Origin of the sequence: Streptomyces sp. CBMA156 (genome assembly GCF_014596515.1) — a bacterium.
Taxonomy (GTDB): Bacteria; Actinomycetota; Actinomycetes; order Streptomycetales; family Streptomycetaceae; genus Kitasatospora.
Window position 1 is genome coordinate 1 of the sequence record NZ_MSJQ01000120.1, and the last position, 16,968, is coordinate 16,968.

A 16,968-nucleotide genomic window follows, 5' to 3' on the forward strand; every position below is an offset into this window, starting at 1 on the left:
CACCGCGGCGGCTCCGGGGTGCCCGCCAGGGCCCAGGCGGCCTGCCGGGCTGCCCCGCGGGCGGCGTGCGCACCCGGCGGCGGCACCACGACCGGGACGCCGAACAGCATCGGGGCGATGTGCCGGACGGCGGGCAGCCGCCCGGCCGTGCCGAGCAGGAACACCCGCTTCACCTCGACTCCCTGGGCGCGCAGCACGTCGAGGGCGTCGGCGATGTTGCACAGCATGCCCTCGACGGCGGCCCTGGCCAGGTGCTGAGGGGTCATCGCCTCGGCCCGCAGGCCGGTCAGGGTGCCCGCCGCGTGCGGCAGCGCGGGGGTGCGCTCGCCGTCCAGGTAGGGCAGCAGCACCAGGCCGTACGCGCCGGGGGAGGAGTGCAGGGCGAGGTCGCTCAGGCCCTCCAGGTCCCGGCCGAGCAGGGCGGCGGTGGAGCGCAGCACCTGGGCGGCGTTGAGGGTGGCGACCATCGGCAGGTGCCGGCCGCTGGCGTCGGCGAAGGAGGAGACCAGTCCGGAGGCGTCCACCACGGCCTCCTCGTGCACCGCGAAGATCGTCCCGGCGCTGCCGAGCGAGACCACCGCGTCGCCGGGGCCGAGGCCCAGGCCCAGCGCGGCGGCCATGTTGTCGCCGGTTCCGGCCGAGATCAGCAGGCCCTCGGGGGTGTGCCCGGCGGGCTCGGACGGGGGCAGGACGTCGGGCAGCCTGAGTTCGTGGCCGAGTGCCAGCTCGACCAGGTCCTGCCGGTACTCGCCGGTGACCGGCGACCAGTAGCCGGTGCCGGAGGCGTCGCCGCGGTCGGTGGTGCGGCGCCTGGGGTGGCCGAGCAGCTGCCAGACCAGCCAGTCGTGGGGCAGCAGCACCTCGGCGACCCGGCGGGCGTTGGCCGGCTCGAACTCGGCCAGCCAGCGCAGCTTGGCGACGGTGTACGTGGGGGCGGGCACGGCGCCGATCGCGGCGGTCCAGGCGGCCGGGCCGCCGAGGGCGTCCAGCAGCTTGGCGGCGGCGCCGCTGGAGCGGGGGTCGTTCCACAGGATCGCCGGGCGGACCAGCACCCCGCCCGCGTCCAGGCCGATCATCCCGTGCTGCTGCGCGCTGACCCCGATCGCCCGGACGCCCTCCAGCAGGCCGCCGGTGGCGGCGTCGCCGAGCGAGTGCAGCCAGACCTGCGGGTCGGCCTCGCCCGGGCGCAGGTCCTGGTCCTCGGGGACGGGGTGCGGCGCCTTGCCCGAGCGCAGGACGGCGCCGGTGTCGGCGTCGCACGCGACGATCCTGGTGCGGTTGGTCGAGCTGTCTATCCCCGCGACGATGGCCATGTCGAGATCATGCCTCAGCCCGGCTCCGGACGCGTCCGGGCCGGGCGGGCCGTTGCCGGTTCGCGACACCGGGCCCGGGTGCGCGTGGCCCGGGCGTCACCGTCCCGTCACGGACGGGCGGCGGGTCGCCGTTGCACCGCCTCACGTGAGGCGGTGCAACGGTTGCCCGTCACGGCCGGAAGGTGCCCCAGCCGTCGTCCTCCGCCCGGGAGCGGTTGAAGTACGGCACCCGGTCGGTGACGGCGTTCGGCAGCCGGTCGCCGACCCGGTCCGCGACCACCCCGGCCGCCTTCCCGGCCACCGCGCCGGCCTGCTGCCGTGCCCGGTAGGTCGCCCCCTGCACCGTGGGGTTCCGGGCGATCTGCCGGGTGACCTTGGAGATCTGTTCGTAGCGCCGGCGCCCGGCTCGCGAGCCCAGGACGTAGCCGGCCGCGAAGCCCGCGGCCAACGACAGCTTCCACATGATCGGATCCACCCTCTCCTGGCGGCTTCTGCCGCATTGCCCTACCCGTCCGTCGGGACGGCGAACCGTCGGGACGGCGAACCGTCCGCGCCCCAGCATCCCCGCCCCCGTCGCCGGGCGCGCGCGGGGCACGCCGGGCGGCCGCCCGGCGGCCGCCCGGCGGCAACCCGGGAAAGCGATTGGCGGACCACCCCCCCGAGTGCGCTAATGTATGTCCCGCAGCGAGCGCCGAGGAACCCGGGACACCGGGGGCCGAAGCGGAAGCCGATCCCCCATAGCTCAATTGGCAGAGCAGCCGACTGTTAATCGGCAGGTTATTGGTTCGAGTCCAATTGGGGGAGCCGGGAGCGAAGCCCTCCGGGGCCCAGTTCCCTTCCGTGGTACGGAAGTCGAGTACCGCGATCCCGCATAGCTCAATTGGCAGAGCAGCCGACTGTTAATCGGCAGGTTATTGGTTCGAGTCCAATTGCGGGAGCTGCACCGGGTCCGCCCGGTGACTGCTCAGAGCGAAGGCCCCTCGGTCGACCGGGGGGCCTTCGTGTTGTCCCGGTACGCTCGCGCGACGTGACGTACGCGACACCGGGCCCGGGCGCGGGCCCGGGTGGGCGCCGCCGCCCCGCCCGGTTCCGGGTCAGGTGGTCGCGGTCCGGTAGAGGGCGTCGACCCGCTGGTCGAAGGTGATGCTGTACGAGGTGCCCGGGGTCTCCCCGCCCTCCTGGTAGCCGCCGATCACGCCCACCACCGTGCCGTCCGTCGCGACCCACGGACTGCCGCTGGTGCCGTCGGTGTAGCCGCCGCAGTCGAAGCGCTCCTGGGTGGCGCTCTGCTCGCGGGTCCGGACCGCGCAGGTGATCGGCTCGTCGCTCTCGTTCGGGTAGCCGGTCACCGAGACGGACAGCCCGAAGCCCTGGCCGGTGCCGAGCGGGTTGCCGCCGACCGCGTCCTCGACCTGCCGGCCGTCGACCGGCCCCACGGTGACGAACGCCACGTCGTACTCGGGGTCGTCGCCGGCCGCCCAGCGCGGGTCGACGGTGATCGCCTGTACCGGCCAAGTCCCGTACGGGGTCGATCCGTTGCGGTAGCCGGGGGTGAACACCAGGCCGTCCAGCAGGCCGATCCGGCGGGTCTGCACGCAGTGCGCCGCGGTGACCAGCAGATTGCGCCGGGGGCTGTGCACCACGCTCGCGGTGCAGGCCCGGGGGCCCTGCGCGGTGTGGATGGAGAGGGTGCCGATCCGGTCCCGGGCGGGGCTCTGCTGCGCGACCTCGGCCGTGGGCGCCCCGTCCTGGCCGCCGCACGCGGTGCCGACGGCCAGCAGCAGGGCGGTCAGCGCGACCGTTCGTACCGTGTGCGCGGGCCGTGCCGGGCGGGAGGCCATCGGGTCTCCGTCTCGTTCCTCGGGGCGGGCACCGGGGCCGTGCGTTCCGCCGTTCGTGAGGAAGATCTACCAGGCCGTGCCCGGCGGCGCCACCGCCGGGTGCCCGGCGGGCCGGTGGTGTCGCCGCCGGCGTCCCACACGTCGTCATCCGCCCGGGCTGCCCGGGCGGGGAGCTCCGCCGCCACCCGGGCTGCGCCGCCCGGAGCGGAGCGGACCGTCGCCCCGGCTGCGCCCCCGGCGCGCACCGCGGGTGATCGACCGGCTATGCTGCCCGGGACGGCCTCGCTGGGGCCGTCTGCTGCTGCCGTGCCGACGACCGGCGCGTGCGGCGAACCGGGGCGGTAGCTCAGCCGGTTAGAGCAGGGGACTCATAATCCCTTGGTCGTGGGTTCGAGTCCCACCCGCCCCACCTTCCTGCCCCCGGCTGTTGTCGGCCGCCTTCGAGAAGGCCCCTGACCAGCCCGAACGCCCGTTTCCGCCGAGTGGAACTGTAGGGCAGGATCTCGTCCGCCGGAGTTTGCCACGCCGCGTTTCACCCTGCCCGGGGACATCCGGGGACTTCCGGCGAGGCCGGGCGACGGAGCCGGGCCACGACTGTGGGGCCGTCACCGGGGAACGGTGACGGCCCCACAGTCGTCGGTGCGGCTCAGCGGAGAGCGACCGGCCGGATGCTCACGTCGCCGCTCTCGTAGTGCAGCGCGGAGACGGCCAGGTCCGGGAGCCTGCCCGCGGCTGCCAGCGCCTTCAGGTCGGCGAGCAGCGGCGAGCCCTCGTCGACGTAGAAGCGGAGCGGGGTCGCCGGCCGGGAGGCGGCGAAGTCCGCCATCTCCTGGGCGCTGCGGTGGCCGATCGCCCAGGCCCACAGTTCCCAGGTGCTGCCCTGGTTGCGGTTGAGCACGCTCAGCCAGAGGTTGTCCTCGACGCCGCTCCAGTCCGGGCTGGCCTCGCCCCAGGCGCGGGCGCCGGCGAGGGAGACCGGCAGCCGGCCGTCCTGCGGGTGGTCGGTGTTGAGGACGGCGATCCGCTGGGCCAGCTTGAAGTGCGCGCCGGTGCCGTTCAGCTGGGACCGCCCGGGGCTGCCCTCCCAGCCGGCCTTGCCGGAGTCGGGCTGGGCGTTGCTGAGGACGGCGAAGGCCAGGCAGCCCGCGACGGCGACCACGGGCACCCCCGAGCGGAAGCGGGACCGGACGGTCGGGCGTGCGCCGGGGGCCGGTGCGGTGCCCGGCCCGGCGAACACGCGGCGGCCGAACGCGGGCAGCAGGGCGGCGGCGAAGCAGATCACCCCGACGACCATCAGCTGATGGATCATCTTCTCGTAGAAGTACGAGGTGGTGCCCGCCGTGCGGAGCTGGTACTCCATCACGCCGTAGCAGAGCAGTGAGACCGCGGCGAGCGAGGCCAGCGCGACCCGGCGCGAGCGGTTGGCGCGCGCGCTGCGGGTCAGCAGGGCGAGGAACGCGGCCACCACGAGGGGGAGCAGCAGGTGCCGGCCGACCGGGCTGATGCTGCCGGGAAGGGTCAGCACGTCCGCCGAACCGGCCGACTTGGCGTTGCTGTACGGCGGGAACAGTGCGAGGACGCCGGTCACCGCGGCGGTGGCCAGCACGGTCGGCCAGTGCCGGAAGCAGTTCCGCCGGTGCATGACGGCCCAGGCGAGCACCACGGCTCCGACGGCCGGCAGCAGCAGGTAGTGGCCGAAGGAGATGCCGACCGTCAGGGCGCCGAGCGCCACGACCTGCTCGTGGAAGCGGCTGAGCGGCCTGATCGCCAGGGCGAGCAGCAGGGCGAACAGCCCGAGCGCGAAGATCTCGCTCAGGAAGCCGCGGGCCTGTAGCTGCGGCACCTCGGCGACGACCAGGTAGACGGCGGTGGGCAGGGCGAGGGCCAGGCCGCGCCAGCCGCGCAGCGCGCGGCCGGCGACCCGCTGCACCGCCCACAGGACGGCGACCGCCAGGCCGGCCGCGGTCAGGGCGGACAGCAGGATGAACAGCGACATCTGGGCGAGCGCCGGGCCCTGGGTGGTACCGCCCCGCAGGAAGCCGGTGATCACGGCCAGCGTCAGGTGACTGCCCTGCGGGTAGGTGTCGAGGCCCGTCGTGACGGAGACGGCGGCCTCGCTCTTGTGCAGGGAGGTCAGGCCGCCCACACGCAGGATGGTGTCGTACAGTGCCGCGTGCCGGGCGAGGTCCTCGAACGAGATGATCAGGCCCAGCCGCTCGGTGGCGTTCCGGCGGACGACCGGGTACAGCGTGAACGCGACGGCCGCGGCCGCGGGCAGCAGCAGCGCGAGGTCCCGGGTGGGAACCAGCCGGCGCAGCCGCACCCACGGCCGCTGGGCCGGCCCGGCGGGCCGGGGGCCCTGGAGGAGCAGGATCGCGATCAGCGGCACCGCGGTGGCCTCGGCGAGCGCCACCGGGTGCAGGCCCCACGGCCAGTAGCCGGCGAGCAGGCTGAGTGCGCAGGTCCAGCCGATCAGGACGCCGCCGGAGACCATCAGCCGGTCGAAGGCGGTGGCCCGGGAGCGGATGAGGGTCGCGGCGGCGTACCAGATCAGTGCGAAGGTCAGCAGGTCGGCCGAGACCAGGTGGAACAGCGGCGGGAGGATCAGGAGGGCCGCGGCGAGCCGGAGCTGTGCCGCGTTCGGCCGTTCGAACCCGGTCCCCGGGCGGTGCCGCTCGGTCCCCGCGCCCGGGTTCGTTCTGTCCGGTATGTCGACAGATCCGGCAAGCGCTGTCATGGATGCGATTCCCCCACAAACGATGCTGAGTGTGCAGATGTCGGGTGGCACTTATGAACATTCGTACGGGTCGACAAGTCTGCCGCATCGGTGGCGGGTGGCCGGTGCCGGGGGTCGCCCCGTACGGCCGGATGGCGGCGGGTGGGAAAAAGTGATATCACTTTGCCATCGGATGAGAGTGCCTGCCGAAGGAGTCGCCCCATGACCACACCGCGTACGACCGTCGAGGACGGCCCCGCCCTGGACCTCCCGGTCCCCAAGATCACCGAGAAGGTCATCACCGGGGCGGCCGGCCTGCCGGTGCTCGGCGGCACGCTGCTCGGGCTGCTCGCCGGGATCGGCTCCTTCGTCGGCGGCGCGGTCCAGCTGTCCGGCGGCAGCAAGGGGGCGGGCGTCGCGCTGATGGTCGTCGGGCCGCTGCTGCTGCTCGGCTCGCTGCTGCTGATGTTCGGGCTGACGGTGGTCTCGCCGGGCCAGGCCAGGGTGGTCCAGCTGCTCGGGCGCTACCGGGGCACCATCCGGGCCGAGGGGATGACCTGGCTGAACCCGTTCACCAGCCGCCGGCACATCTCGCTGCGGATCCGCAACCACGAGACCGAGACCAGCAAGGTCAACGACGCGGACGGCAACCCGATCGAGATCGCCGCCGTGGTGGTCTGGCAGGTCGAGGACACCGCGATGGCGGTGTTCGAGGTGGACGACTACGCCGACTTCGTCGCCATCCAGACCGAGACGGCCGTGCGGCACATCGCCACCAGCTACCCCTACGACGCCCACCACGAGGGCCAGTTGTCGCTGCGCGACGGCGCGGAGGAGATCGCCCGCAAGCTCTCCGCCGAGATCTCCGCCCGGGTCGCCGCGGCCGGTGTGCGGGTCGTCGAGTCCCGGATCACCAGGCTCGCGTACGCTCCGGAGGTCGCCCAGGTGATGCTCCAGCGCCAGCAGGCCGGGGCCGTGGTCGCGGCGCGCAGACTGATCGTCGAGGGCGCCGTCGGCATGGTCGAGGAGGCGCTGGACCGGCTCGCCGAACGCGATGTCGTGGATCTGGACGAGGAGCGCAAGGCCGCCATGGTGAGCAACCTCCTGGTGGTGCTCTGCGGCGAGCGCGGCACCCAGCCCGTCGTGAACACGGGTTCCCTCTACCAGTAAGGCGAGGCCTTGGCGACGGAACGGAAGAAGCTCCTGTTGCGGCTGGACCCTTCAGTTCACGACGCACTCGCCCGATGGGCCGCGGACGACCTGCGCAGCACCAACGCGCAGATCGAGTTCCTGCTCCGCCGCGCCCTCGGCGACGCGGGCCGGATGCCCACCGGCGCGGCCCGGCTTCCCCGGCGCGGCCGCCCGCCCAAGGAGAGCCCGGAGAGCGTCGGTCCCGACGAGGACTGACCGCGGGGCCGGGCGCTCAGAAGACCTTCGGAGACCGACATGGAACTGCCCGCCACCCTCCCCGAGAAGCTGTACCTGCTCGCCTACGACCCGCGGCGCGGGCGGACCACCCAGCACTCCTCGCTCAACCTGCTGCTCCAGGCGGCGGCGCTGACCGAACTGCTGCGCCGGGGCCTGTTGTACGAGGAGGGCCGCAAGGCCGTCGCCCGGGTCCGGGCCGGCGCCGCCGAGGCGGGCCTCGACCCTTACAGCGCCCGCCTGTTGGGCCAGATCAGGGAGACCCGGCAGCACAGCTGGAGCTGGTGGGTCGGCCGTGCCAGGAGCTACGGGCACGACCAGCCGATCCGCCGGGTCAGGGACGGCCTGGCGGACTCCGGCCGGATCACCCTCCGGCCGCACCGGGTGGCCGGGCTGTTCCCGGTGACCCTGGTCGCGCTGGACGGCCCGGGGGCCCGGGAGGCGCTGGCGGCCTCCGTCACCGGGGCGCTCAAGGGACCGCTCAGCCGGGTCGACCCGGCCGACGCGGCGCTGACCGCCCTGGTCGCGGCGGGGAAGCTCCGTTCGGTCCTGAGCTCCGGGCAGCGCAGGGAGTACCGCGGCCGGATCGGGAAGCTCGCCCTGGCGGCCGGCCCGGTCCCGCGCGCGCTCGGCACGGCGCTGGCCTGGCGGACGGCGGGCCAGGCGGCGGAGAGCGCCTCGGTGGGCTGACGGGCCGTCCACGGGGGAGACGGCCCGTACAGGGGGCTGGAGCCCGGTCGCCGATCCGGCGGCCGGGCTCCACGCACACCCGTAAGCTGGCCGGGTGCTCGAACCCGCCCTGCTGCCGACCCCGCTGGTGGACTGCGCCGACGAGGCCTTCGCCCGGGCCGGGGTGGCGCTGCGGCTGAAGCGCGACGACCTGCTGCACCCCACCGTCCCCGGCAACAAGTGGCGCAAGCTGGCGCCCAACCTGGCCGCCGCCGTGGAGCGGGGCCACACCCGGCTGCTGACCTTCGGCGGCGCGTACTCGACCCATCTGCGGGCCGTGGCGGCGGCCGCCGGGGCGCTCGGGCTGGAGAGCGTCGGGCTGGTCCGCGGCGAGGAACTGGCCGGCCGGCCGCGCAACTGGTCGCTGCGGGCCGCCGAGGCCTCCGGGATGCGGCTGGAGTTCCTGACCCGTGCCGAGTACCGGGAGGCCACCGGCCGGGCCGAGGGGGAGCACGGCACGGACGCCCTGCTCCGCCGCTGGGGCCGCTGCCTGGTGCTCCCCGAGGGCGGCTCCAACGCGCTGGCCGCCGTCGGCGCGGCCGCGATCCCGGCCGAACTGCCCGGGCTCGGCGAGCGGGACGTGGTCTGCTGCCCGGTCGGCACCGGGGGCACCCTGGCGGGCATCGCGGCGGGCCTGCCGCCGGGTGCGCGGGCGCTCGGGGTGGCCGTGCTGCGCGGCGGCGAGGGCTACCTGGAGGCGGAGGTCGCCCGGCTGCACCGGGCCGCCTACGGACGCGAGTTCGGCAACTGGCGGATCGACCACGGGCACCACGGTGGCGGGTACGGCAAGGTCACGGCCGAACTGGACGGCTTCGCCGAGCGGTTCGAGCGCCGGCACGGCGTCCCGCTGGAGCGCCGCTACGTCGCCAAGCTGCTCGCCGCGCTGGCCGACCTGGCGGCGGCGGGCGCCTTCCCCCGGGGCACCCGCCTCACCGCCGTCGTCACCGGGCTGCCGGACCCGCGGTAGCGGGCGGTCAGCCGAAGGACAGCTTGGCGCACGGGTCGGTGTCGGCGTTGCGGGTGTTCTCCGCTATCCCGGTGGGGATGCCGCCCGGGGTGGCGCCGGGGTTGGCGCCGGCGGCGGCACCGGGGGTGGCGCCGGCCGGGGCTCCGGGTGCCGGGCTCGGGGCGGTGACCGAGTCGATCCGGGTGCCCGCCGTGGGGTAGTCGGGGCCGAGGGTGACGGTGATCGCCTCCGAGCCGGGCTCCTCGACGGCCTTGGCGCCGGGGAAGAGCGCCACCACCTGGTCGGCGGTGGCCTTCAGCGCGGGGTCGTAGGAGACCCGGGTGGCCTGCTGCCCGGGGGAGTTGGGGCCGAGCGTGATGTTCCGGAAGCCGCGCGCCTTGAGCGTCTCGGCGCCGGAGCCGGCCAGGCCGGGCGTGCCGACCCCGTTGACCACGGTGATCGGCGCCGCGGTCTGCTCCGGGGTGAGCGGGGTGCCCGGCGCGGGCGCGCCGCTCGGGTCGGCGCCGGGGGAGGAGGTCACCTGGCCGGTCCCCGCGGTGCTCTGGCCGTCCAGGGTGCGGTCCTCGCGCAGCAGCTTCCAGAGGGTGTCGGCGTCCGGCTGGACCAGCCGCACCCGGTCGCCGGCGTAACGCCAGGGCGCGGTGACGAAGGAGACGTCGGAGAGCTTGATGTCCTGCACCGACCGGGCGAAGTCCACCAGCTTCATCGCGGTGCCCAGCCCCTCGTCCACGGTGAGCGACTTGGTGGCGGCGTCGGCCAGCGGCAGCAGGGTGGGCAGCGAGAAGCCCTGGCTCTGCACCTTCCTGATCATCGAGGAGAGGAAGGCCTGCTGGCGCATCATCCGGCCTATGTCGGAGTTGTCGCCGAAGCCGTGGCGGGCCCGCAGGTAGTCCACCGCGGACTGCCCGGAGAGCTTCTGGAGGCCCTTCTTGAGGTGTATGCCGTACTCGTCGACGTCGTTGGGCACACAGGCCTCCACGCCGCCCACCGCGTCGGACATCGCGGCCGCGCCCTTGAAGTCGACCACCATGGTGTGGTCGATCCGCAGCCCGGTGAGCTTCTCGACGGTGTTCTGGGTGCAGGCCGGGTTGCCCTGGGCCGCCAGGCCCACGGTGAAGGCGGAGTTGAACATCTGGTCGGTCTTCGCCGTCGTCCAGTTGCCGTTCGGCAGCCGGCAGGACGGGATGGTGACCAGGGCGTCGCGGGGGATGGAGACGCCGACGGCGTGCTTGTGGTCGGCGTAGATGTGCACCAGGATCGCGGTGTCCGAGTGGCCGACGCCCTCGTCGCCGCCGCCCAGGGCGTCGTTGCCGCCGTCGCGGGTGTCCGAGCCGAGCAGCAGCACGTTGACCGGGACGGAGGCGCCCGGGGTGGCCGGAACGGGGGCCGGCGGGCGCTCGGTGGCGACGCCGCCCGCGTCGAAGGTGGTGATGTTGTTGTCCAGCCGGTGGTAGAACCAGGCTCCCGCGCCCACGACCGACAGCACCAGTACGGCGGCCAGGCCGATGGCGGTCCGCAGGTAGCGGCGCCGGCGCGTGCTGCTGCTCATCCTCCGTGCCCCCCGTTTCAGATCTCTCGCGTTCGATGTTCGAACGTTAGACGTTCCGGAAGGCGGTTCGGTTACCTCCCCGGGACGGACGAATATCCCCCCGGGCCTGTGATGCTGGTCACGCGCCGGGCCCCGAGGCGCCCGCGAGCATCCGCCGGAGCAGGTCGCGCAGGGCGGTCCGTTCGGCCGGGTCGAGCGCGGCCAGTGGTTCGCGGGCGAAGTTCAGCGATTCGCGCAGTTCCGTGGAGGCGGCCGAGCCGGTGTCGGTGGCCGCGACCAGCTTGACCCTGCGGTCCTGCCGGTCGGCCTCGCGGGTGACGAAGCCGCGGGATTCGAGCCGGTCGACGATGCCGGTGATGTTGGACGGCTCGCAGCTGAGCGTCTGGGCGATCTGGCGCATCGGCATCGGCCCGCGCCGCAGCAGGGCGAGCACCTTGGCCTGGGCGCCGGTGAGCGAGCGCGCGGCGGCGGCGTCCTCGTACTCGCGGTGGAACAGTGCGACCAGGTTCGCCATCAGGTCGACGACCTCGCGGGTGATCTCGTCGGGCTGCGACGTGGCGTCCTGGATCGGCTCGGTGTCCATGGATCGAAGTCTACCTGAAAAGTTGACAAGGTGAACCTTTCATGTCCATCGTTACTTAAGTTGCTCAACCTTTCATGTGCCCGAGCCGCACCCGAACCGCACCGCACCCGAACCGCAAGGAGCGCCCGATGGCAGAGCAGACCGTCCCCGCGACCGCCCGTGAATGGCACCTCGTCGCCCGCCCCCAGGGCTGGCCGGTGCCGGCCGACTTCGCCCTGGTCGAGGCCCCGGTCCCGGCCCCGGGCCCGGGCGAGATCCTGGTCCGCAACGCCTACCTCTCGGTGGACCCGTACATGCGCGGCCGGATGAACGACGTGAAGTCGTACGCCCCGCCGTTCCAGCTGGGCCGGGCCATGGACGGCGGCGCCGTCGGCTACGTCGTCGCCTCCGGGGCCGAGGGCTTCGCCCCGGGCGACGCGGTGCTGCACGGGCTCGGCTGGCGCGAGTACGCGACCCTGGACGCCGGGCACGCGGTCAAGGTCGACCCGGCCGCGGCCCCGCTCTCCTCCTATCTCGGCGTGCTCGGCATGCCGGGCCTGACCGCCTACGCCGGACTGCTCGCCGTCGGCGGCCTCAAGGAGGGCGACCGGGTCTTCGTCTCCGGCGCGGCCGGCGCGGTCGGCTCCCTGGTCGGCCAGATCGCCAGGCTCAAGGGCGCCTCGCTGGTGGTCGGTTCGGCCGGCTCGGCGGAGAAGGTGGCCAAGCTGGTGGACGAGTACGGCTTCGACGCGGCCTTCAACTACAAGGACGCCCCGGTTGCCCAGCAGCTCGCCGAGGCCGCCCCGGAGGGCATCGACCTCTACTTCGACAACGTCGGCGGTGACCACCTGGAGGCCGCGATCGGAGCGCTGGACGTGCACGGCCGCGCGGTGCTCTGCGGCGCGATCGCCCAGTACAACGACACCACCGCGCCCGCCGCCCCGCGCAACCTCGCGCTCGCCATCGGCAAGCGGCTGCGCCTGGAAGGCATGCTGGTCCGCGACCACGCCGCGCTGCAGCCGCAGTTCGTCGCCGAGGTGGCCGGCTGGCTGACGTCCGGTGAACTGCGCACCGAGGAGACCGTGGTGGACGGTTTCGAGAACGCCGCCGAGGCCTTCCTCGACCTGCTGCGCGGCGTCAACACCGGCAAGATGGTCGTCCGGCTGGGCGACTGACGCCACGTCAGGAACGCCGACCGCCCCGCCGCCCCGACCGGGCGGCGGGGCGGTTCGTCGTCGTCGGTCCGGGGTCGGGTGCGGGGGTTCGGGGCGCACTACCGCATTCCGGCCCGATCCGAAAGTGCGTCATCCGTGCTGTGGCGACGCGCGGTACGGTGGTTCCGCCAGGCGATGGGGCCGTTCGGGGGAGAGATCCGGCCGAGGGGTGGACCTCGTTGAGGATTCGACTAGCATTGAGCGAAAGCCTGTCCGTTTTGCTCAATTTAGTAGCTTAATGTCGGCTAACGTGGGTAACTGCGGATCAACTGTAGGCACGAGGCAGCTGGGGAAGGCGACCCTCGTCCACAGCCTGGAGGTCCCGGTGACGACACGTGGAGTTCTGTACATCCACTCCGCGCCCCGCGCGCTGTGCCCGCACGTCGAGTGGGCCGTCGCGGGGGTGCTCGGTGTACGGGTGAGCCTGGACTGGATCCGCCAGCCGGCCGCACCCGGGCACTGGCGTGCCGAGCTCTCCTGGCAGGGGGAGCCCGGTACGGCTTCGAAGCTCGCCTCCGCGCTGCGCGGCTGGCAGCTGATGCGGTACGAGGTGACCAGCGAGCCCTGCGCCACGGCGGAGGGGGAGCGGTACAGCAGCACGCCCTCGCTCGGCATCTTCCACGCCGTCACCGGCATCCACGGAGACATCCTGATCCCCGAGGACCGGCTGCGCGCCGTCCTGCTGCGCGCCCGCAGCGAGGGGGCCGACCTGGAGGCCGAGATCGCCAGGCTGCTCGGCAAGCCCTGGGACGACGAGCTGGAGCCCTTCCGGTACGCGGGCGAGGGCGCGCCGGTGCGCTGGCTGCACCAGGTGGTCTGAGGCCGGCCCGGAGGAGTCCGACGGGCACCACGAAGGGGCCGGCGCTCGCGGAGAGCGCCGGCCCCTTCGTCCTGGGCGTCAGCGGCTGCGGAAGGCCAGCACCACGTTGTGGCCGCCGAAGCCGAACGAGTTGTTCAGCGCCGCGATCCGGCCCTCGGGCAGCGGGCGGGCCACGTCGCGGACGATGTCCGCCTCCACGTCGTCGTCCAGCTCGTCCACGTTGATGGTCGGCGGGGCGATCCGGTGGTGCAGGGCCAGCACGGTGGCGACGGTCTCGATGCCGCCGGCGCCGCCCAGCAGGTGGCCGGTCATCGACTTGGTGGCCGAGATGGCGATGTGGTCGAGGTCGTCGCCCAGCTCCTTGCGCAGCGCCTTCAGCTCGGCGGTGTCGCCCTGCGGGGTCGAGGTGGCGTGCGCGTTGACGTGCACGATCTCGGCCTTGTCCAGGTCGTTGCGCTCGAACAGGTCGGCCAGCGCGCGGGCCACACCGGCGCCGGTCGGCTCGGGCTGGGCGATGTGGTGGGCGTCCGAGGACAGGCCCTGGCCCACGGCCTCGCAGTAGATCCGGGCACCGCGCGCCTCGGCGTGCTCGATCGACTCCAGCACGACCACGCCGGCGCCCTCGCCCAGCACGAAGCCGTCGCGGCCCTTGTCGTACGGCCGGGAGGCGCGCTGGGGGTCGTCGTTGTTCTTGGACATCGCCATCATGTTGGCGAACGCGGCGATCGGCAGCGGGTGGATCGCGGCCTCGGTGCCGCCGGCCACCACGACGTCGGCGCGGCCGGTGCGGATCATCTCGATCGCGTAGCCGATCGCCTCGGCGCCGGAGGCACAGGCGGAGACGGGGGTGTGCACGCCGGCGCGGGCGCCGACCTCCAGACCGACGTTGGCCGCCGGGGAGTTGGGCATCAGCATCGGGACGGTGTGCGGGGAGACCTTGCGGGCGCCCTTCGCCTTCAGCACGTCGTACTGGTCGAGCAGGGTGGTCACGCCCCCGATGCCGGAGGCGATGACGGCGCCCAGGCGCTCGGGGACGAGCTTGGAGGACTCGTCGGTGGCGGGGGTCTCGTAGCCGGCGTCGGCCCAGGCCTCGCGGGCGGCGATCAGCGCGAACTGCGCCGAGCGGTCCAGCTTGCGGGCCAGCGGGCGGGGAAGGATCTCGCCGGGCTCGACGGCGGTCTTCGCGGCGATCCTCACCGGCAGTTCCTCGGCCCACTCCTCGGTCAGGGCCGCCACGCCGGACTTGCCTGCGACCAGGTTCTCCCAGGTGCTGGCGGCGTCGGCGCCCAGCGGCGTGAAGGCGCCGATACCCGTGACGACCACGGTGCGGATTTCAGCGGTCACTGGTTTCTTCTTCTCTCACGTGTGCGGGGGTCGGCGGCGTGCCGAGGATGGGCCCGGCCGGGCGCCCCCGGGGTGGGGACGCCCGGCCGGCGGGTCGGCCTGACTCGACCGAGCCCGGCCGACCGGTCAGCCTTCGCCGGCGTACGGGACGCCGGACGGGCTGGCCGGGTCGAACGATTCGATCGTTCAGGCGTTGGCGATGATGTAGTCCACCGCGTCGCCGACGGTCTTCAGGTTCTTGACCTCGTCGTCCGGGATCTTGACGTCGAAGCGCTCCTCGGCGGCCACGACGACCTCGACCATGGACAGCGAGTCGACGTCCAGGTCGTCGGTGAAGGACTTGTCGAGCGCGACGTCCTCGGTCGGGATACCGGCGATCTCGTTGACGATCTCGGCGAGACCTTCCAGGACCTCGTCCTTGGTAGCCATACTGGCTGCTCCTCTTCGGTGTTGAACGCACCCGGCCGATCGGCCGGGCACAGGCTTGTGGATGTGGGCGAAAGCGCCTAGGGGAGAGTAACGACTGCTGCGGCGTAGACGAGACCCGCCCCGAACCCGATGATCAGGGCCAGGTCTCCGCTGTGGGCCTCACCGCTCTCCAACATGCGCTCCATCGCCAGCGGGATGGAGGCCGCGGAAGTGTTGCCGGTCTCGGCGATGTCGCGGGCGACGGGCACCGACTCCGGCAGCTTGAGCGCCTTGATCATGGCATCGGTGATGCGCATGTTCGCCTGGTGGGGGATGAAGGCACCGAGCTGGTCGGCGGTGATCCCGGCGGCGTCCAGCGCCTGCTGGGCCACCTTGGCCATCTCCCAGACCGCCCAGCGGAAGACCGGCTGGCCGTCCATCCGCAGGGCCGGCCACCTGGTCTCCTCGCCCGCGCCGTTGATCGCGTCGGACTTGGCGAAGGCGGTGTCCCAGGCCTCGGTCTGGGTGATCAGGTCGGCCTGCGAGCCGTCCGAACCCCAGATCAGTTTGCCGATGCCGGGCGTGTCGGACGGACCGACGACCGCGGCGCCGGCGCCGTCGCCGAAGATGAAGGCGGTGGAGCGGTCCGACTGGTCGGTCAGGTCGCTGAGCCGCTCGACGCCGATGACCAGCACGTACTCGGCGTTGCCGCCGCGGATCATGCCGTCGGCCAGGCCGAGGCCGTAGCCGAAGCCGGCGCAGGCGGCCGAGATGTCGAAGGCCGGGGCGGTGCCGCAGCCGAGCCGCTCGGAGATCTCGGTGGCGATCGCGGGGGTCTGCTTGAGGTGCGAGACGGTCGAGACGATCACACCGCCGATCTGCGCGGCGGAGATCCCGGCCTGGGCGATGGCCTTGCCGGCGGCCTGGAGGGACATCTCGGCGACGGACTCGTCCGGGCCGGCCCAGCGGCGCTCGGCGATCCCGCTGCGGGTGCGGATCCACTCGTCCGAGGAGTCGATCCACTCCAGGACCTCGGAGTTGGGGATCACCCGGACCGGGCGGTAGCCGCCGACGCCGAGGATGCGCGAGTACTGCGCGCCGCTCACCGGACGGATCTGGGGCTTGGTCATGCCTGGGTCTCCTGCTCCTGACCGCCGTGCTCCGCGACGAGCTCGCGGGCCCGGTCCAGGTCGGCGGGGGTCTTGAGGGCGAGCGTGGCCACACCCTTGAGGTTGCGCTTGAGCAGTCCGGTGAGGGTGCCCGCCGGGGACAGCTCGATCACGGCCGTCGCGCCCAGCCGCCCGAGGGTCTCCATGCAGAGGTCCCAGCGGACCGGGTTGGAGACCTGCGACACCAGGCGCGCGAGCACCTCGGCACCGGAGTCCACGACCGCGCCGTCCTTGTTGGAGACGTAGCGGACCTGCGGGTCGGCCGCCGTCAGGGTCGGGGCCAGCCTGGCCAACCGCTCGACACCGGGGGCCATGTGCTCGGTGTGGAAGGCACCGGCCACCTTGAGGGCGATCAGCTTGGCGCGGGTCGGCGGGTCCGCCTTCAGCGCCTCCAGCTGGGCCAGCGTACCGGCGGCGACGATCTGGCCGCCGCCGTTGTTGTTGGCCGGGGTCAGGCCGTGTTCGGCCAGCTTCGCCGCGACCTCCTCCGGCTCGCCGCCGAGCACGGCGAGCATGCCGGTCTCGGTGACGGCGGCGGCCTCGGCCATGGCCCGGCCGCGCTCACGGACGAAGGTCAGCGCGTCGTGGGCGGTGAGCACCCCGGCGCCGGCGGCGGCGGTGATCTCACCGACGCTGTGGCCGGCCACGGCCCCGACCACCTTGCGGGCGAGGTCCTCGTCCGGGAACAGCTCCCGGGCGGTCATCAGGCCGGCCGCGACCAGCAGCGGCTGGGCGACGGCGGTGTCCTTGATGTCCTCGGCGGACGCCTCGGTGCCGGCGTGCACCAGGTCGAGACCGGCGACGTCCGACCAGCCGCTCAGGCGGTCGGCGACACCGTCGAGTTCCAACCAGGGGCTGAGGAAACCGGGGGACTGGGCACCCTGTCCAGGGGCGACGATTACGAGCACGGT

16 protein-coding genes and 3 tRNA genes are annotated in these 16,968 nt (G+C 73.4%); 9 read left to right on the forward strand and 10 right to left on the reverse strand.

From position 1 onward, the window contains the following. Both BU198_RS09925 and BU198_RS09930 read right to left on the reverse strand, forming a co-directional pair. A partial coding sequence (locus BU198_RS09925) for an FGGY family carbohydrate kinase (RefSeq protein WP_188296467.1) occupies window positions 1-1,313 on the reverse strand: 1,313 nt, incomplete at its 3' end. A 169-nt stretch (window positions 1,314-1,482) separates the two neighbouring features. Further along, window positions 1,483-1,788 (reverse strand): hypothetical protein, encoded by a 306-nt coding sequence (locus tag BU198_RS09930; protein WP_188296468.1) that lies wholly within the window; start codon window positions 1,786-1,788, stop codon window positions 1,483-1,485. A gap of 256 nt (window positions 1,789-2,044) precedes the next feature. Here BU198_RS09930 and BU198_RS09935 point away from each other — a divergent pair. Both BU198_RS09935 and BU198_RS09940 read left to right on the forward strand, forming a co-directional pair. Continuing rightward, window positions 2,045-2,117 (forward strand) — tRNA-Asn (locus BU198_RS09935). A gap of 61 nt (window positions 2,118-2,178) precedes the next feature. Continuing rightward, a tRNA-Asn gene (locus tag BU198_RS09940) sits at window positions 2,179-2,251 on the forward strand. A 156-nt stretch (window positions 2,252-2,407) separates the two neighbouring features. Here the strand turns inward: BU198_RS09940 and BU198_RS09945 are convergent. Next, the gene (locus tag BU198_RS09945; RefSeq protein WP_188296469.1) at window positions 2,408-3,154 is read right to left on the reverse strand and encodes a trypsin-like serine peptidase; all 747 of its coding nucleotides are present in this window, start codon (window positions 3,152-3,154) and stop codon (window positions 2,408-2,410) included. 335 nt (window positions 3,155-3,489) lie between these two features. Between BU198_RS09945 and BU198_RS09950 the strand changes: the two genes are divergently transcribed. Further along, window positions 3,490-3,563 (forward strand) — tRNA-Ile (locus BU198_RS09950). Between the two features lie 237 nt (window positions 3,564-3,800). On the opposite strand, the gene BU198_RS09955 is transcribed toward BU198_RS09950, so the two are convergent. Next, window positions 3,801-5,891, reverse strand: coding sequence for a hypothetical protein (locus tag BU198_RS09955; protein WP_188296470.1), 2,091 nt, complete (start codon window positions 5,889-5,891; stop codon window positions 3,801-3,803). A gap of 201 nt (window positions 5,892-6,092) precedes the next feature. Between BU198_RS09955 and BU198_RS09960 the strand changes: the two genes are divergently transcribed. From BU198_RS09960 to BU198_RS09975, 4 genes are all read left to right on the forward strand, one after another. Then, window positions 6,093-7,040, forward strand: a complete 948-nt coding sequence (locus BU198_RS09960; RefSeq protein ID WP_188296471.1) for an SPFH domain-containing protein — start codon at window positions 6,093-6,095, stop codon at window positions 7,038-7,040. A gap of 9 nt (window positions 7,041-7,049) precedes the next feature. Continuing rightward, window positions 7,050-7,277: a hypothetical protein gene (locus BU198_RS09965; RefSeq protein ID WP_188296472.1), complete on the forward strand. Its 228-nt coding sequence runs from the start codon at window positions 7,050-7,052 to the stop codon at window positions 7,275-7,277. Window positions 7,278-7,316: 39 nt separating this feature from the next. Continuing rightward, entirely contained in the window at window positions 7,317-7,985 is a 669-nt protein-coding gene (locus BU198_RS09970) for a GOLPH3/VPS74 family protein (protein WP_188296473.1), read from the forward strand. A 94-nt stretch (window positions 7,986-8,079) separates the two neighbouring features. Continuing rightward, the gene (locus BU198_RS09975) at window positions 8,080-8,991 is read left to right on the forward strand and encodes a 1-aminocyclopropane-1-carboxylate deaminase/D-cysteine desulfhydrase (protein ID WP_188296474.1); all 912 of its coding nucleotides are present in this window, start codon (window positions 8,080-8,082) and stop codon (window positions 8,989-8,991) included. A gap of 7 nt (window positions 8,992-8,998) precedes the next feature. Here BU198_RS09975 and BU198_RS09980 read toward each other — a convergent pair whose 3' ends face one another. Then, the gene (locus tag BU198_RS09980) at window positions 8,999-10,540 is read right to left on the reverse strand and encodes an LCP family protein (RefSeq protein ID WP_188296475.1); all 1,542 of its coding nucleotides are present in this window, start codon (window positions 10,538-10,540) and stop codon (window positions 8,999-9,001) included. Between the two features lie 118 nt (window positions 10,541-10,658). Further along, entirely contained in the window at window positions 10,659-11,123 is a 465-nt protein-coding gene (locus BU198_RS09985; RefSeq protein WP_188296476.1) for a MarR family winged helix-turn-helix transcriptional regulator, read from the reverse strand. 128 nt (window positions 11,124-11,251) lie between these two features. Here BU198_RS09985 and BU198_RS09990 point away from each other — a divergent pair, with 128 nt between their 5' ends. Both BU198_RS09990 and BU198_RS09995 read left to right on the forward strand, forming a co-directional pair. Beyond that, complete coding sequence (locus tag BU198_RS09990; RefSeq protein ID WP_188296477.1) at window positions 11,252-12,277, forward strand: NADP-dependent oxidoreductase; 1,026 nt, start codon at window positions 11,252-11,254, stop codon at window positions 12,275-12,277. A 364-nt stretch (window positions 12,278-12,641) separates the two neighbouring features. Beyond that, window positions 12,642-13,136, forward strand: a complete 495-nt coding sequence (locus BU198_RS09995) for a DUF3145 domain-containing protein (RefSeq protein WP_188296478.1) — start codon at window positions 12,642-12,644, stop codon at window positions 13,134-13,136. Between the two features lie 78 nt (window positions 13,137-13,214). On the opposite strand, the gene fabF is transcribed toward BU198_RS09995, so the two are convergent. From fabF to BU198_RS10015, 4 genes are all read right to left on the reverse strand, one after another. After that, a complete protein-coding gene (gene fabF, locus BU198_RS10000; protein ID WP_188296479.1) occupies window positions 13,215-14,480 on the reverse strand; it encodes a beta-ketoacyl-ACP synthase II in 1,266 nt (421 codons plus the stop codon). Window positions 14,481-14,666: 186 nt separating this feature from the next. Then, window positions 14,667-14,909 (reverse strand): acyl carrier protein, encoded by a 243-nt coding sequence (locus BU198_RS10005; RefSeq protein ID WP_188296480.1) that lies wholly within the window; start codon window positions 14,907-14,909, stop codon window positions 14,667-14,669. Between the two features lie 77 nt (window positions 14,910-14,986). Beyond that, window positions 14,987-16,018 (reverse strand): beta-ketoacyl-ACP synthase III, encoded by a 1,032-nt coding sequence (locus BU198_RS10010; RefSeq protein ID WP_188296481.1) that lies wholly within the window; start codon window positions 16,016-16,018, stop codon window positions 14,987-14,989. Continuing rightward, window positions 16,015-16,965 (reverse strand): ACP S-malonyltransferase, encoded by a 951-nt coding sequence (locus tag BU198_RS10015; RefSeq protein ID WP_188296482.1) that lies wholly within the window; start codon window positions 16,963-16,965, stop codon window positions 16,015-16,017. Before BU198_RS10015 ends, BU198_RS10010 begins: the two co-directional genes overlap by 4 nt. Between the last annotated feature and the right edge of the window lie 3 nt (window positions 16,966-16,968).

Excerpts from the sequence above, each read along its gene's own strand:
- BU198_RS09945 (WP_188296469.1), bottom strand. The coding sequence starts at position 3,154 with ATGGCCTCCCGCCCGGCACGGCCCGCGCACACGGTACGAACGGTCGCG.
- BU198_RS09955 (WP_188296470.1), bottom strand. The coding sequence starts at position 5,891 with ATGACAGCGCTTGCCGGATCTGTCGACATACCGGACAGAACGAACCCG.
- BU198_RS09960 (WP_188296471.1), top strand. The coding sequence starts at position 6,093 with ATGACCACACCGCGTACGACCGTCGAGGACGGCCCCGCCCTGGACCTC.
- BU198_RS09970 (WP_188296473.1), top strand. The coding sequence starts at position 7,317 with ATGGAACTGCCCGCCACCCTCCCCGAGAAGCTGTACCTGCTCGCCTAC.
- BU198_RS09980 (WP_188296475.1), bottom strand. The coding sequence starts at position 10,540 with ATGAGCAGCAGCACGCGCCGGCGCCGCTACCTGCGGACCGCCATCGGC.
- BU198_RS09985 (WP_188296476.1), bottom strand. The coding sequence starts at position 11,123 with ATGGACACCGAGCCGATCCAGGACGCCACGTCGCAGCCCGACGAGATC.
- BU198_RS09990 (WP_188296477.1), top strand. The coding sequence starts at position 11,252 with ATGGCAGAGCAGACCGTCCCCGCGACCGCCCGTGAATGGCACCTCGTC.
- BU198_RS10005 (WP_188296480.1), bottom strand. The coding sequence starts at position 14,909 with ATGGCTACCAAGGACGAGGTCCTGGAAGGTCTCGCCGAGATCGTCAAC.
- BU198_RS10010 (WP_188296481.1), bottom strand. The coding sequence starts at position 16,018 with ATGACCAAGCCCCAGATCCGTCCGGTGAGCGGCGCGCAGTACTCGCGC.